Annotated in this window: 13 protein-coding genes and 1 tRNA gene; 12 read left to right on the top strand and 2 right to left on the bottom strand. The window is 29.4% G+C overall.

Features of this window, described 5'->3' with window-relative positions:
- The 10 genes from pglF (at window position 1) to L8X33_RS02870 (ending at window position 8,860) form a co-directional block, all read left to right on the top strand.
- Complete coding sequence (pglF, locus tag L8X33_RS02915; RefSeq protein WP_263669902.1) at window positions 1-1,764, top strand: UDP-N-acetylglucosamine 4,6-dehydratase (configuration-retaining); 1,764 nt, start codon at window positions 1-3, stop codon at window positions 1,762-1,764.
- Between the two features lie 113 nt (window positions 1,765-1,877).
- A complete protein-coding gene (locus tag L8X33_RS02910) occupies window positions 1,878-2,255 on the top strand; it encodes a chemotaxis response regulator CheY (protein WP_039619063.1) in 378 nt (125 codons plus the stop codon).
- A 12-nt stretch (window positions 2,256-2,267) separates the two neighbouring features.
- The gene (locus tag L8X33_RS02905; RefSeq protein ID WP_133319740.1) at window positions 2,268-3,104 is read left to right on the top strand and encodes a 50S ribosomal protein L11 methyltransferase; all 837 of its coding nucleotides are present in this window, start codon (window positions 2,268-2,270) and stop codon (window positions 3,102-3,104) included.
- The gene (gene ftsH / locus L8X33_RS02900) at window positions 3,104-5,026 is read left to right on the top strand and encodes an ATP-dependent zinc metalloprotease FtsH (protein WP_263664935.1); all 1,923 of its coding nucleotides are present in this window, start codon (window positions 3,104-3,106) and stop codon (window positions 5,024-5,026) included. The genes L8X33_RS02905 and ftsH overlap by 1 nt, the downstream gene beginning before the upstream one ends.
- On the top strand, window positions 5,026-5,649 hold the full coding sequence (locus tag L8X33_RS02895; RefSeq protein ID WP_263669901.1) for a phosphatidylserine decarboxylase: 624 nt from the start codon (window positions 5,026-5,028) through the stop codon (window positions 5,647-5,649). Before ftsH ends, L8X33_RS02895 begins: the two co-directional genes overlap by 1 nt.
- Window positions 5,639-6,349, top strand: coding sequence for a CDP-diacylglycerol--serine O-phosphatidyltransferase (pssA, locus tag L8X33_RS02890; protein ID WP_133319743.1), 711 nt, complete (start codon window positions 5,639-5,641; stop codon window positions 6,347-6,349). Before L8X33_RS02895 ends, pssA begins: the two co-directional genes overlap by 11 nt.
- 61 nt (window positions 6,350-6,410) lie before the next feature.
- Entirely contained in the window at window positions 6,411-6,965 is a 555-nt protein-coding gene (locus tag L8X33_RS02885; RefSeq protein WP_133319744.1) for a hypothetical protein, read from the top strand.
- A gap of 49 nt (window positions 6,966-7,014) precedes the next feature.
- Window positions 7,015-7,104 (top strand) — tRNA-Ser (locus L8X33_RS02880).
- 99 nt (window positions 7,105-7,203) lie between these two features.
- Window positions 7,204-8,673: a DNA methylase gene (locus tag L8X33_RS02875; RefSeq protein WP_263669900.1), complete on the top strand. Its 1,470-nt coding sequence runs from the start codon at window positions 7,204-7,206 to the stop codon at window positions 8,671-8,673.
- Window positions 8,666-8,860, top strand: coding sequence for a hypothetical protein (locus L8X33_RS02870; RefSeq protein ID WP_220567232.1), 195 nt, complete (start codon window positions 8,666-8,668; stop codon window positions 8,858-8,860). The genes L8X33_RS02875 and L8X33_RS02870 overlap by 8 nt, the downstream gene beginning before the upstream one ends.
- An 18-nt stretch (window positions 8,861-8,878) precedes the next feature.
- On the opposite strand, the gene ciaB is transcribed toward L8X33_RS02870, so the two are convergent.
- Window positions 8,879-10,714: an invasion protein CiaB gene (gene ciaB / locus L8X33_RS02865; protein ID WP_263660187.1), complete on the bottom strand. Its 1,836-nt coding sequence runs from the start codon at window positions 10,712-10,714 to the stop codon at window positions 8,879-8,881.
- Between the two features lie 64 nt (window positions 10,715-10,778).
- Here ciaB and L8X33_RS02860 point away from each other — a divergent pair, with 64 nt between their 5' ends.
- Entirely contained in the window at window positions 10,779-11,183 is a 405-nt protein-coding gene (locus tag L8X33_RS02860) for an acyl-CoA thioesterase (RefSeq protein ID WP_133319755.1), read from the top strand.
- 64 nt (window positions 11,184-11,247) lie between these two features.
- Window positions 11,248-12,177, top strand: coding sequence for a ribose-phosphate pyrophosphokinase (locus tag L8X33_RS02855; protein WP_039619082.1), 930 nt, complete (start codon window positions 11,248-11,250; stop codon window positions 12,175-12,177).
- A 32-nt stretch (window positions 12,178-12,209) separates the two neighbouring features.
- Here the strand turns inward: L8X33_RS02855 and L8X33_RS02850 are convergent, their stop codons facing one another.
- Complete coding sequence (locus tag L8X33_RS02850) at window positions 12,210-14,906, bottom strand: AAA family ATPase (protein ID WP_263669899.1); 2,697 nt, start codon at window positions 14,904-14,906, stop codon at window positions 12,210-12,212.

Here is a 14,906-nt window from a genome sequence, read left to right as displayed (position 1 = left end):
ATGGATTATAAAAGCAAACGCTTAGGATTTTTTCTAGGTGCTGATATTTTACTTTTTGTTATAAGTATTTATTTGTCTTTTTCTTTACGCTTTAGTGCAGACATCCCAAGTGAATTTTATGAAGGTATGTTTAAAAGTGCTGTGATTTTGATTTTACTTAAAATCATTTTTCTAGCTTTTTTTAAAATTTATCAAGTTGCTTGGAGATTTTTCTCCCTTAATGAAGCGCGTAAATTAGTCATCGCTTTAGCTTTGGCTGAGCTTGTATTTTTAGCAATTTATTATTTTTATGATGATTTTTTTAATCCTTTTCCAAGAAGCGTTATAGGAATAGACTTTGTTTTATCTTGTATGCTAATTGGAAGTTTGCGTATAAGCAAAAGAATGATAGTTGATTTTAGAAAGCCAAAATACAACGAAGAACATCCTTGTATAGTAGTTGGCGCCACTTCAAAGGCTTTGCATTTATTAAAAGGAGCTAAAGAAGGGAGCTTAGGACTTTTTCCTGTAGCTGTGGTAGATGAGCGTAAAAATTTAATAGGTACTTATTGTGATAAATTTATAGTTGAAGAAAAAGAAGCAATCAGAAAATATACCGCTGAAGGAATTCATACTGCTATCATTGCTTTAAAACTTGAGCAAGAAGAATTAAAAAAGCTTTTTGACGAACTCATTGCTTATGGGATTAACGATATAAAGCTTTTTTCTTTTACGCAAAATGAAGCAAGAGATATAAGTATCGAAGATTTATTGGCGCGTAAGCCAAAAGATTTGGATAATGCTTGCGTGATTGATTTTATCAAAGATAAAGTAGTTTTAGTTAGTGGAGCTGGTGGAACTATAGGAAGTGAGCTTTGCAAACAATGCATTAAATTTGGTGCAAAACACTTAATCATGCTTGATCATAGTGAGTATAATTTATATAAAATAAATGAAGAATTAAGCTTACATAAAGAAAAAATCGAACCTATTATGATGAGTATATTAGACAAAGAAGCGTTAGAAAAACTTTTACAAGAAAAAAACATAGATTTGATTTTACATGCAGCAGCTTACAAACATGTGCCTTTATGTGAGCAAAATCCACATTCAGCTATTTTAAATAACATCATAGGTACTAAAAATTTAATCGATCTTGCAAAAGCTTATAAGGTTGCTAAATTTGTTATGATAAGCACTGATAAGGCTGTAAGACCGACTAACATCATGGGTTGCACAAAAAGAATTTGTGAACTTTATACATTAAGCTCAAGTTGTGAAAATTTTGAAGTAGCTTGTGTGCGTTTTGGTAATGTTTTAGGGTCAAGTGGAAGTGTAATACCTAAATTTAAAGCTCAAATTGCAGCTAATGAGCCACTTACTCTTACTCATCCTGATATAGTGCGTTATTTTATGTTAGTAGATGAGGCTGTGCAACTTGTTTTACAAGCTGCGGCTATTGCCAAAGGTGGGGAATTATTTGTACTTGATATGGGTGAGCCTGTTAAAATCATGGATTTAGCTAAAAAAATGCTTTTACTTTCTAATAAAAAGTTAGAAATCAAAATCACTGGACTTAGAAAAGGTGAAAAACTTTACGAAGAGCTTTTAATCCATGAAAATGATTTAAAAACTCAATATGAAAGTATATTTGTTACCACTAGTGATCTTAAAGATTTAAAAATTTTAAATCAAGAAATAGAAAAATTACTCCAAAGCACAAATCCTGCAAAAGTTTTAAAGGAGATTGTGCCTGAATTTAATCACAATAAAAACGGAGAGTGATTAAATTCTAATTTTATTTTAAAATGATATAATATAAACTTTTAATTGATTAATAAAAATAAAAACGATACAATTACAGTTTTATGTAATTACATCAAGATAAAGGAAAAAAAGTGAAGTTATTAGTAGTTGATGATAGTTCTACCATGAGAAGAATAATCAAAAATACCCTTGTAAGATTAGGCCACAAGGATGTTTTAGAAGCTGAACACGGGGTTGAAGCTTGGGATTTACTTTCACAAAATGATGATATTAAAATTTTAATTACTGACTGGAATATGCCTGAAATGAATGGCTTGGAATTAGTAAAAAAAGTAAGAGCAGAAGAAAAATATGCTGATATGCCAATTATTATGGTAACTACAGAAGGTGGTAAAGCAGAAGTTATTACCGCCTTAAAAGCAGGCGTAAATAACTATATTGTAAAACCTTTTACTCCTCAAGTGTTAAAAGAAAAACTTGAAGATGTTTTAGGAACAAACGAAGGCTAATTATAAGTTTTTATGCAAACACATTATTACGAACTTTTTTTTCAAACAGACAAGGAATATTTAGATTTATTCCTTGATCTTATCTTTTCTCTAGAGATAGACGCTATAGAAGAAAAAAACAATGGTATTTATATAAGATCAGAAGAAGATATAGAACTCATTAAAATAGCCTTGCATGATTTTCATCAAAAATTATGTCAAAAACTAAATACTCATATTAATTTCCACTCTACCTTAGAAAAAAAAGAAAATAAAAATTGGATAGAAGAGTATAAAAAAGGTATACAAGCTTTGACGATCGATAATATCCATATTCACACCACTTGGCAAGAAGCTAAACAAGATAAAATTAATATCATTATAGATCCTGCTCTAGCTTTTGGCTCAGGACATCATGAGAGTACTTATACTTGTATAGAATTTCTACAAAAATATACAGATAATTCCAAATTTTGTTTAGATGTGGGTTGTGGAAGTGGAATTTTAAGCATTATCATGGCAAAACTTGGAGCCAAAGTACAAGCTTGCGATACAGATGAATTAGCTATAGTTGCAAGTAAAGAAAACGCAAAATTAAATCAAGTTAGCTTTGATGATATTTGGGTAGGTTCTATTAATAAAAGCTTACATAAATATGATATAGTTGTGGCAAATATCATTGCCGATATATTGATCATACTAGAAAAAGATCTTAAAGAAAAAACCAAAGAAGGTGGAATTTTGATCTTATCTGGTATATTAAATAAATATGAAGAAAGGATTAAAAATAAATTCAAAGATTTCACTTTGTTAGAATGCAAACACAAAGGAGAATGGTTGAGTTTAGTTTATAAAAAGGAATTGCAATAATGAATAAAAAACCAAATGATTTAAAAGATAATCAAAACAATAATAACTTTTTTAACAAAAATCCCATTTTTATTTTTGCCATTTTTGCCATTGTGATGATTCTTTTATTTAAAGGATTTTCAGATGATGGTAGCATGGGTATTATGGGCGGAGAAAACACTAAAAAAGTTACTTATTCTGAATTAAAAACTTTAATTGAAAATAATCAAATTGCCCAAGTTAATATAGGTCAAACTACTATAAAAGCTGTATCTAAAGCAGGAAATATGGTATATATTACCAAAAAAGTTCCAAACGATGCTACTTTTGTTCCTTTACTTGACTCAAAAGGCGTTTCCTATGGTGCTTTTAATGAAAGCAATTGGTTTATAGATATCTTACTTTCTTGGGTTTTGCCAGTATTTATTTTCTTTGGTATATGGATGTTTTTAGCTTCTCGTATGCAAAAAAATATGGGTGGATCTATACTTGGTATAGGAAGTTCTAAAAAACTTGTAAATTCAGAAAAACCGAAGGTTAAATTTAATGATGTTGCAGGTGTTGAAGAAGCAAAAGAAGAAGTTAAAGAAATTGTTGATTTTCTAAAATATCCTGAAAGATACATCAATCTTGGAGCAAAAATTCCAAAAGGACTTTTGCTTGTTGGTCCTCCAGGTACAGGTAAAACTTTGCTTGCAAAAGCAGTAGCAGGCGAAGCTGATGTGCCATTTTTTAGCGTATCAGGTTCATCTTTTATAGAAATGTTTGTTGGTGTTGGTGCTAGCAGGGTTAGAGATTTATTTGAAAATGCTAAAAAAGAAGCTCCAGCTATTGTATTTATAGATGAAATCGATGCTATAGGTAAATCACGTGCAGCAAGCGGTATGATGGGCGGAAATGATGAAAGAGAGCAAACTTTAAATCAACTTCTAGCTGAAATGGATGGTTTTGGTACCGAAAGCTCACCAGTAATTGTTCTAGCAGCGACAAATCGCCCTGAAGTACTTGATGCAGCACTACTTAGACCGGGGCGTTTTGATAGGCAAGTTTTGGTAGATAAGCCTGATTTTAAAGGTAGATGTGATATTTTAAAAGTCCATATGAAAGATGTTAAAATTTCACCTGAAGTAAAAGTAGAAGATATTGCAAGATTAACAGCAGGTCTTGCGGGTGCTGATTTGGCAAATATCATTAATGAAGCGGCTTTGCTTGCAGGTAGGGATTCTAAAAAACATGTGGAGCAAAAAGACTTAGTAGAGGCAGTAGAAAGAGCCATAGCAGGACTTGAGAAAAAATCACGCAGAATTAATGATAAAGAGAAAAAAATCGTAACTTATCATGAGTGCGGCCATGCTTTAATAGCTGAAACTACAAAAGGTGCTAAAAAAGTAAGTAAAGTTTCTGTTATTCCTCGTGGTTTAGCAGCTTTAGGATATACACTCAATACCCCTGAAGAAAATAAATTTTTAATGCAAAAACATGAACTTTTAGCTGAAGTTGATGTGCTTTTAGGAGGACGTGCAGCTGAAGAAATTTTCATTAAAGAAATTTCAACAGGTGCAAGCAATGACCTTGAGCGTGCAACTGATATTATCAAAGCTATGATTTCTATGTATGGTATGAGTGAAATTGCTGGCTTAATGGTACTTGAAAAGCAAAGAAATACTTTCTTAAGTGGTGGGCAAACTGTAAAAGATTATTCTGATAAAATGGCTCAAGATTTAGATGAGTATGTAAAGAAAACATTGGATGAACGCTATGCAGGTGTAAAAGAAATTTTAAAAACCTATAGCGGTGCTATAGAGGTGATGGTGCAAGCACTCTATGAAGAAGAAACTATTGATGGTGCCAAAGTAAGAGAGATTATTAAAAACTATGAAGAAGAAAATAATCTTCCAACACGCCTAGAAGAAAAAGAGCAAGAAGCTACTAAGGAAAACTAATGAAAACAAATTTTATTGCAAAAACTGGTTGGAGTTTGCTTATAGTTCTAGCTATAGTTTTTGCAATATTTCAATTTATATGGGGATTTTCTTGGCTTTTATGGTGTATTTTTATATTTTTTATTTATCTTTTTAGAACTAAAAAAATTGATTATATAGCAGATCCAAACACCATTATAGCTCCCATAGAAGGAAAAATCAAATGTATCAAAACAAGCTCATATAAAGAGCTTGGCGAGTGTATAGAAGTGCAAATTATCAATAATATTTTTTCCCAAGGAAATATCATAGCTCCGCTTGATATGAATATAGAAGAAACTAGAATAAGGCATGGACTTTTTTTATGTCCATTTATAAAAAATACAAATTTAATGGGTGAAAGAATGTTGTTTTTAGCTAATTCCAAGAGCAAACAATGGGCATTACGCGTTATTTTTGGAGCATTAAATAGAAAAGCTCATATTGATGATTTTGGTCATCATTTAAGCCATGGACAAAATATAGGTTTTATGTTTGATGGCAGTGTGAGTTTATTACTTCCAAAAGACACTAGAATTTGCGTAAATGAAAATGATAAAGTACGCATTGGTACATTAATAGGGTATTTAAATCATGAATTTTAAACTAATTTATATTTTACCTAATCTTTTTACAGCCGCTTCCATATTTTTAGGTATTATTTCAGTGATTGCTTCTATTAATCAAAACTTTGATAAAGCATTAATTTATATCATTTTATCATTAATTTGCGATGGTTTAGATGGACGCGTTGCAAGAGCTACCAACTCTACTTCTAAATTTGGAGTTGAGTTTGACTCACTAGCTGATTTAATAGCCTTTGGTGTAGCACCTGCTATGCTTTTTTATATGAGCATAGGTTATGAATATGGTCGTTTTGGCTCATTAATAGCTGGTTTATTTGTAGTTTTTGGCGCTATACGCTTGGCAAGATTTAATGTCACAACAGGAACTTATGAACCATCGGTTTTTATAGGTCTACCTATACCAACAGCAGCAGTTGTAAGTGCTTTATGGGTAAGTGCTTATTTATATTATGATTTTTTACATGATTTTTCTTTAATAATAATATGTATCCAAATGCTTCTAGCCTTTTTAATGGTAAGCAACATAAGGTATCCAAGTTTTAAGAAAATCGATCTAAAAAGAGCAAATGTTTTGAAGGTGTTAATCCTTTTAGTAATTTTATTTTCTATGCTTTATCTGTATTTTTTAGAAAGTGCATTGATTATTGCTAGTTTATATGTGCTTTATGGGATTGTTCGTAGTTTTTTTACCCTAGCTCGTAAATTTAAAAAATATTAATTTTACTTTCACTTCATTTTCTATCAATATACTTTTCATTATTTTTCAAAAAGGAGTAAAAATGAATAAAAACAAATTATTCAGACAAATTCACATTTACATTAGTTTATTTTTCTTACCACTTGCATTTTTATATGCAATCACAGGTTTTGCTTATATAGCTGGTTTTGATGGAGAAAGTGGAGCTAAAATTCAAAATTACAAAGTTCAAGCTATTATTCAAGAGGGTGCTGAAGCTGAATTTTTAATTGATTTTTTAAAGAAAAACAACTTAAAAATTCCTTCATCTTTGGAACCAAAACTCAACAAAAAAGGCGATGGCATAGAACTTGGGACTATAAATTATATAGCAAGTATTATAAAATTAGATGAGAATGACTATGAAATTACAACAAAAGATAGAAGCTTGCTTGGAAATATGATTTTGCTTCATAAAGATAAAGGTATGTGGTACTTTTCTGTGCTTGGGTTAGCTTTTGCACTTGCTATGATAATACTTTATATTTCAGGACTTTTAATCACTATTATAGCTATACGCAAAGATAGAGGTAAACAAATAGCAGTTTTAGGTGCTGGTTTTATTATAACTTTAATCATAGCTTATTTCAGTGTATAAATTTAAGGTATATCTTATAAACAATAAGATATACTTTCCCTTTTAATACGGACAGATGGGTGAGTGGCTGAAACCACACCCCTGCTAAGGGTGCAGATCTTAACGGGTCTCGAGGGTTCAAATCCCTCTCTGTCCGCCACCTTATAAATTTCATTTTATTTCATCTATTTTAGCAATTTTTATTGTTATAATTAATACCATCAAAACTTAATAAATCTAAAGGCAAGCTTCACATACTATGCAAATTTACGCTTCTATTGACTTGAAATCTTTTTACGCTTCAGCTGAATGTGTTTTAAGAAATTTAGATCCTTTAACAACTAATCTTATTGTAGCAGATAAAACAAGAACGGACAAAACCATCATACTAGCAGTTTCACCTGCGCTAAAAACTTACAATATACCCGGTAGGTTAAGGCTTTTTGAGTTTAAACAAAAAATCCATTCAATCAACCAAGAAAGACTAAAACAAGCTCAAAAACACCACTTTAAAGCTAAAAGTTTTAGTATATTAGAACTTGAAAATGATTTAAATTTAGAATTAGACTACATTATTGCTAAGCCCAGAATGGCTACTTATATAGAATTTAGCACAAAAATATACAGCATTTATTTGAAGTATTTTGATGCTAAAGATATTCATATATACTCTATTGATGAAGTTTTTATCGATCTTAGTTCTTATCTTGAAAAATACAAACTATCAGCTTATGAGCTACTTGCTAAGGTTTTACTTGATATTTCACACACAAGTAAAATCACCGCAACAGCAGGTATAGGCACAAATTTATACTTAGCTAAAATTGCTATGGATATACTCGCTAAAAGACAAAAAGTAGATGAAAATGGCTTGCTTATAGCCTTTTTAGATGAAAAATTATATAGATATAAATTGTGGCAGCATAAACCTTTAAAAGATTTTTGGCGTATAGGTAAAGGCATTGCCTTAAAACTTGCAGATTTAAACATTCATACTATGGGAGATCTTGCAAGATTTTCTTTAGAACATGAAGACTTGCTTTATAAACACTTTGGTGTTAATGCTGAACTTTTGATCGATCATGCATGGGGTATTGAAACTTGCACAATGAAAGATATTAAAAATTACAAATCACAAAATCACTCTAAAATCATGGCTAAAGTTTTACCTTTTGCATATGATAATAATCAAACAATAAAGGTTTTAAAAGAACTTGTAGATCATTTGGTACTTGAACTTATACAAAATAACCTTAAAACAAACCATATCACACTAGATATACAATATGATAAAAGCAATTTAGAAAATTCAAGTTTTTTAGGTTCTTATAAAGGAGCTATTACTAAAGATAATTACGGAAGAGCTATACCTAAAAATGCTCACGGAAGTATGAATTTAGAAAATTTTACCCATTCTTTAAAAATCATCAATAAAAAAACCTTAGAACTTTTTTATAAAATCAATGATAAAAACTTAAGTATTAGAAAAATCAGCCTAAGTTTAAATAATATCACAGATAAAGCTCAAGAAAAATTCCAAGAATTAAATTTATTTAGTGATTTTAATGCAATTTCACAAGAGAAAAATCAACTTGAAAAAGAAGAAAAGCTCCAAAAAGCAAGACTTCAAATCATACAAAAATTTGGTAAAAAAGCTATTTTAAAAGCTTCAAGCTTGGATGATGAGACTAAAGAAATTACTTCTTTAATAGGAGGTCATAATGCATGATGATTATAAAGATATAATAGATATAAAATATCAAAAATCAAAACAATTTCCACCAATGTCAAGAGAAAAAAGAGCGGCACAATTTGCTCCATTTTCAGTACTAAATGGCTTTAGTAAAGCTATTTTAAAAACGCAAAAAGATATGGAAAAAGTATTAGAAAATAGTAAATATCAAGAAGAAAGCTAAGTTCTTCTTGATAAAATTTTATTTTGCATTAGAGTATTTTTCAAACTCTCCACTTTCATCGATTTCATTGCCATAAAGTTTGTGTAATTCATAGTAGTATTTTACAAATTCCTTACACTCTTCATCAAGTGGTAAAAACACCTCATCTTCTAAAACACAAAATTCGTCTAAATAATTTTTAGCATCTTCTTTTAACATATAATGTCTTGCCAGCTTATAATAATTTTGCATAAACACAGCCTTAAAACTCTCGTAAGCTTCCTCATCAAATTTAATGTTTAATTTCTCATTTGCAAAAGATAACACCCCTGATTTAAACAGCAATGACAAATGAATCAAACCTTCTGTATAATAAGGCTTAACCTCCTCTACTCTTTGCCAAGCAATCAATCCTATAGCCCTTTTAATAAGCTCATAAAATACAGGAAGCTTTAAATCATCTTCTTCATGTAAAAAGAAATTCACAAGCCCGCCCGCAGTAGCTTTAAACTCTTCTATATTTTTAAACACGCCACTTTCATTCATTTTCTTTTCACTATCATTTGCCACAAAGAAAATATGCCCAAACTCATGACCTATGGTAGAAACTTCATAAATTCTTTTCCATAATTTTTCATTGTAAAATAAAATTTCTCTACCATAATCTAAAAATTCTTTTTCAAATACCATAGAAGAAAGCTTCATAAAAGGCTTAGTTTTAGCATTTTCATAAACATAATTTAAAAAAGCAAAGATCTTTTTACCTGCTATATTGCTTACATACTCATCATTTGGCACTACTTGAGCGGAAAAAAGCCCCTTAAGCTCTGCTCCATAAAAAATCATAGGCATACAAATATAAAGCTGAGTTTTTTCAAGATTAAAATTCACTTCATCAAACAAAGCTTCACCTTCTTCATCTAAATTTGCATACACCATTGCAAAGCTTTCTTTGATTTTATCTTTAAACTCGCTCCCATTAAAATCACTCACATCTTCTAAGCGTATATCCCACTCAAGTGCTACTGCATGTGTATAAGAATCTTCATAGTATTCTAAAGGATGGCCAATTTGCAATGGACATTTTACTTCCATCCACGCAAGCTCTGCTTCTTGCCATTTTTTAACTACTTCATTATTATCTTTTTCACAAAATGCAAATTTTAATTTTTCTATATAATCAATATAAGCATTTTTTTCATCATCTAGCACACAATTTCTTAGTTTTTCTAAAAGTTTATCAAACTCATATTCAAGCTTTAAAACTTCATTTTCAAAAGCTTTTGCATAAGGTAAAAATCTCCAAAGTGTTCCTATTTTAACTAAAGCTCCATAACTTCTTTCACAAATTTCACCATCTTGATTAAGCTGATAAAGCTCATTTTGTTTTAAAAACTCCAAAGCATCGCTTAAATTTGGAAATTGTTCTTTTAGGATTTTATTATTTGTATCTAAAATTTGCTTGCTCCAAACAAGCTCAAAAGAATTCATAACTACGCCTATATTATGCACACCTTGAACTAGAGCCAAATAAAACTCATCAAGTAAATTTTTACTCTTAATCTCATCGATTAAATCTTGATGTTCTACTTCATAAAAGGCTCTTACTAAAGAAAAAACTTTATATTTTATTTGAGAAATTTCTTCTTCATTTAAACCTTTTTTCTCAAGTTCTTGGACTAAATTTTCCTCTTTTAAATCCACCAAACGACGCAACATTGCTAAAACATTGCTTTTTTCATTTTCAAGATTAGCTAGTTCTAAAGCTCTATCTATCAAAGGATGACTTTGATTAGTTTGAAGTATATTATAAAGACTATTGATATTTTGTTTCCTATTTTTCACAATTTTTGCTATTTGCTTAAAATCATTCATTTTTTACCTTTCTTTATTTTTAAAACTTAATTATAATGTTTTTTTTAAAACACAAGGAGAATGTATGAAAGATATGGGAGAACCTAAACTAAGAGTTATAGCTATGCCAAGCAATACAAACCCTGCTGGTAATATCTTTGGTGGTTGGATCATGTCACAAATTGATCTAGCTGGAGCCATTGCAGCAAGGGAGCTTTCTCCGCAAAGAGTAGTAACTGTAGCAGTGGATAAGATCATTTTTAAAGAACCAATTTTCGTAGGTGATTTGGTATCTTGCTATGCAAAAATCATCAAAGCAGGTAATACTTCTATCACCGTAGAAGTAGAAGTAGTTACCCAAAGAGCCAATGATTATGGCCGTGTATATTGCATGCATGTAACTTCAGCTGTGGTAACTTATGTAAGTGTAGATAAAGACGGAAATAAACTTCCTATTGATGCGGATTTAAAAAGATTGCACGGCTTTTGATATGTTTTATTGTATTTTCAAAAAAAATTTTATATCATCACAGAAAACTTTCTAAGGCTTATATATGCGCGGATATAAAATATTTTCTGGTTCAGCAAATGAGGAATTTGCTAAAAAAATCTCAAAATACCTTTCACTGCCTCTAAGCAATGCGGGTGTGAAGCGTTTTAGTGATGGTGAAATTAGCATTCAAATAGATGAAAGCGTGCGTGGTAAAGATGTATTTATCATTCAAAGTACTTGTGCTCCAACAAATGATAATCTAATGGAACTTTTAATCATGACAGATGCTCTGCGTCGCTCAAGTGCAAGCTCTATCACAGCTATCATCCCTTATTTTGGCTACGCTAGACAAGATAGAAAAGCAAGTCCTAGGGTGCCTATTACTGCAAAATTAGTAGCAAATCTTATAGAATCAGCCGGTGTGGATAGAGTAGCTACCATAGACTTACATGCTGGACAAATTCAAGGCTTTTTTGATATACCTGTGGATAATCTTTATGGGAGTATTATTTTTAATGATTATATTAAAAATAAAAACTATAAAAACCCTATCATCGCAAGTCCTGATATAGGCGGTATAGCAAGAGCTAGGAGCGTAGCAAAAGCTTTAGGACTTGATATAGTTATAGTAGATAAAAGACGCGAAAAAGCTAATGAAAGCGAAGTGATGAATGTCATCGGTGATGTAAAAGATAAAGAAGTAATTTTGGTAGATGATATTATCGATACAGCAGGAACCATAGTAAAAGCTGCTGAAGTATTTAAAAGCAAAGGTGCAAAGTCAGTTATAGCTTGCTGTACCCACCCTGTGCTTAGTGGCGTAGCTTATGAAAGAATAGCCAAAGATGCGCTTGATGAGCTAGTAGTAACTGACACTATACCTTTAAAACAACAAATGGATAAAATCAAAGTCCTAAGCGTAGCACCTATTTTTGGTGAGGTAATACGCAGAGTTTATCATAATGAAAGTGTGAATTCTTTATTTGTATAAATTCTTTGCAAGGATAGCCTTGCAAAGAAAACTTATTTTAACTTAGATGACAAAAGATTATAATCCTTTTTAATATCTTTAAGTTTTAATGAATTTAATATTTTATTTTCAGTTTCGGCTGACCAATATATTTTTAATCTTTTCTTAGCTCTTGTTATAGCTGTATAAAATATATTATGTGTTATTTGTTCTTCTATTTCATCTGAAATAATTATAGAAACATTATCATATTCTAAACCTTGTGCTTTATGTATAGAAATAGCATAAGCTACTTGAAAAGGAATAGCATGCTCTTTTTCATCCTCTTCATCAGAATTTATTTCATCTACTCTAAAAGTAATTTCTGTATATTCATTATTAAATTTTTTAGTAATTTTAAAATCTTTTTCACTCTCTTCGCTTATATTTTTATAAACATTTACCACAAAAAAAGCACATCCTTTTCCTTTCTTTATATCTACTATCGATCCTTTTAAGTTGTTGTGAATGACTTGTCCAAATCTTGAAGAGGATTCATTATTAAACAATATAGGATCGTCTATTTTATAATATAAGCTATTAAATTGAATGTATTGTTTAGGATTATTTTCTTGTAAAAGCCTATTTATATTATTTACACCATATAACCCACCATAATTAAGGCATAAAATAATCTCATCTTCTTTTTGCGTATTAAAATTAAAATTTTCTATTTTTTCAGATATTTTTTTCTTAGAAAGCTTTTCAAGTATATTTTCCCCTAGCTCTCTTACTTCTTTCCATAAATCTTGCAATCTTTCATCATTAGTTCTGTAAATATGTTTTAGCTCTATTTGCTTATCTTTAAAAAAGTTTTGAGCAAATAAAAACCAATTTCCAAAATCAATAGCTTCTATTTGATATACATCTCCAACACAAACCAAAACATCACATTTTACTTTATCTAAAAATTCAAACATATGTTTATTATCAATCGTACTACACTCATCAATAATCACAACATCATATACTTGCTCTTTTCTTTTTTTTACGCAAGAAGATACAACATTAAAACTCCATAATGGATTTTTTATTCTTCTTTTTATATTATCTAATGCTGTGTAAGTATTTGTCAAAAATAATATATTTTTATCTTTAAAAAAATTAGAAATATATTCTATTAATGTGGTTTTACCTGTTCCTGCTGCACCATATATCAATGCTAATTTTGAATCGCAAAACATTTTTTCTAGAAAATTCTTTTTTTCTTCACAATCTAAGTTGCTATTCTTTAGCCATTTTTCTATATCTTTTTGATAATTTTCTATGCCACTTTGGGTAAAATTTTTAAGCTTTAAAATAATATTTTTTATCGCTGTTTCATCTTCATTAATATATAAATATTTTTCATATAATATTTCTATATGTCTTTTTGGCTTATGGTCTTTATACTCAATAGAATCATTGTGTTTTCTAACTAGTTCTAAAATACTTTCTTTAGAAATTTGCCCAAAATCCTCAATATCCTTATATAAGTTTCCATGAATTTTAGAGTTATTTTTAATAGTTCTGGCTAATAATTCATGCTTTCTATCTTTCACATCTAAACACTCATATAAGTCAATTAATCTAGGATTATGTCCTGTCAAAGAAGTACAAAAAGGCATATCTTCAAAAGGTATGGAGGAATTTTTTAAATATAAATTTGATAATTTTTCATTAGCAAAATCACCTTTTTGATATTTTATAACAACATTGTTCATACTATTTAATAAATAACTAAGGATATTTTTTCCTTTTTTATTATTTGTAATAATATCCCTTGTCTTATCAAGACATTTAAAAAAATCATTAAATTTATTTTCACTAAATTCATTCTTGATGTTTTGATATTCTATATCATTTAATTTTACAATATCTAGCAAGCTCAATTCATTGTATTTTAAAAATTGCATGATTCTCTCATACTTTGCATTTCTTGTAAAATTAACATTAGCTAATCCAAAAATAGCACAAAAATTCTTTAACTCACAAGGTCTTATGCTTACATTCCAATTGATTATTAATATAATGGGTATCTTAAATGATTTCAACCATATACTAGTATCATATAGTTTTAATTCAACAGCATAATTATCAGGAATATATTCTTTTGAAAAAGCTATGATTTTATCAAATTTACTTGTATAGTTTTTAGCTAATGCAAATGTTATCTCATAATATATTTTTTTATCTACAACAAATGGCTTGACTTTATGTATATAAAATTTATCAGTTCTTTCTCTTTCAAATACACTTGTATTATTGATTTTATTTACAACTCTTTCATAATATTGCAAACTTAGATTATCAAGCTTAATAGGAAATTCATATATATTTTGCAAGATATCTAAGTTTAAATTATTTTTACAAAATTGCTTTATTTTAATTAAAATAGAAATATATTTTAACATCAATCTTTCTGAAGTTTCCTCATCTGGAGTGTAATGTGAAGATGTTATTTGTAAAAAATTATGCATTTTTCTAATATTTACATATTTAGCTTTATCGCTTATATATACAATTGCAACTTTTATATTATCATAGTGACTACTAAAATTATTCTTTGTATCTCTATTGTAAATATACAAAGCAATATGCTCTATTAAATTCCTTAACTCATTAAGTATATTTTGAGATAAAAACCCTCTATCATCTTCATGTTTTTTTATATTTTTATTAAAATTTTGACTAATAACTATAATTTGTTCTAAAACAGATTTATCTCCCAT

Origin of the sequence: Campylobacter sp. CNRCH_2014_2849, from assembly GCF_025772845.1 — a bacterium.
GTDB classification, from domain to species: Bacteria; Campylobacterota; Campylobacteria; order Campylobacterales; family Campylobacteraceae; genus Campylobacter_D; species Campylobacter_D lari_D.
This window is presented reverse-complemented; position numbering and strand designations above follow the sequence as displayed.

Bases quoted from the DNA above. Each gene is read 5' to 3' on its own strand.
- pglF (WP_263669902.1), top strand. From the start codon at position 1: ATGGATTATAAAAGCAAACGCTTAGGATTTTTTCTAGGTGCTGATATT.
- L8X33_RS02905 (WP_133319740.1), top strand. From the start codon at position 2,268: ATGCAAACACATTATTACGAACTTTTTTTTCAAACAGACAAGGAATAT.
- ftsH (WP_263664935.1), top strand. From the start codon at position 3,104: ATGAATAAAAAACCAAATGATTTAAAAGATAATCAAAACAATAATAAC.
- L8X33_RS02895 (WP_263669901.1), top strand. From the start codon at position 5,026: ATGAAAACAAATTTTATTGCAAAAACTGGTTGGAGTTTGCTTATAGTT.
- pssA (WP_133319743.1), top strand. From the start codon at position 5,639: ATGAATTTTAAACTAATTTATATTTTACCTAATCTTTTTACAGCCGCT.
- L8X33_RS02885 (WP_133319744.1), top strand. From the start codon at position 6,411: ATGAATAAAAACAAATTATTCAGACAAATTCACATTTACATTAGTTTA.
- L8X33_RS02875 (WP_263669900.1), top strand. From the start codon at position 7,204: ATGCAAATTTACGCTTCTATTGACTTGAAATCTTTTTACGCTTCAGCT.
- L8X33_RS02870 (WP_220567232.1), top strand. From the start codon at position 8,666: ATGCATGATGATTATAAAGATATAATAGATATAAAATATCAAAAATCA.
- ciaB (WP_263660187.1), bottom strand. From the start codon at position 10,714: ATGAATGATTTTAAGCAAATAGCAAAAATTGTGAAAAATAGGAAACAA.
- L8X33_RS02860 (WP_133319755.1), top strand. From the start codon at position 10,779: ATGAAAGATATGGGAGAACCTAAACTAAGAGTTATAGCTATGCCAAGC.
- L8X33_RS02855 (WP_039619082.1), top strand. From the start codon at position 11,248: ATGCGCGGATATAAAATATTTTCTGGTTCAGCAAATGAGGAATTTGCT.
- L8X33_RS02850 (WP_263669899.1), bottom strand. From the start codon at position 14,906: ATGGGAGATAAATCTGTTTTAGAACAAATTATAGTTATTAGTCAAAAT.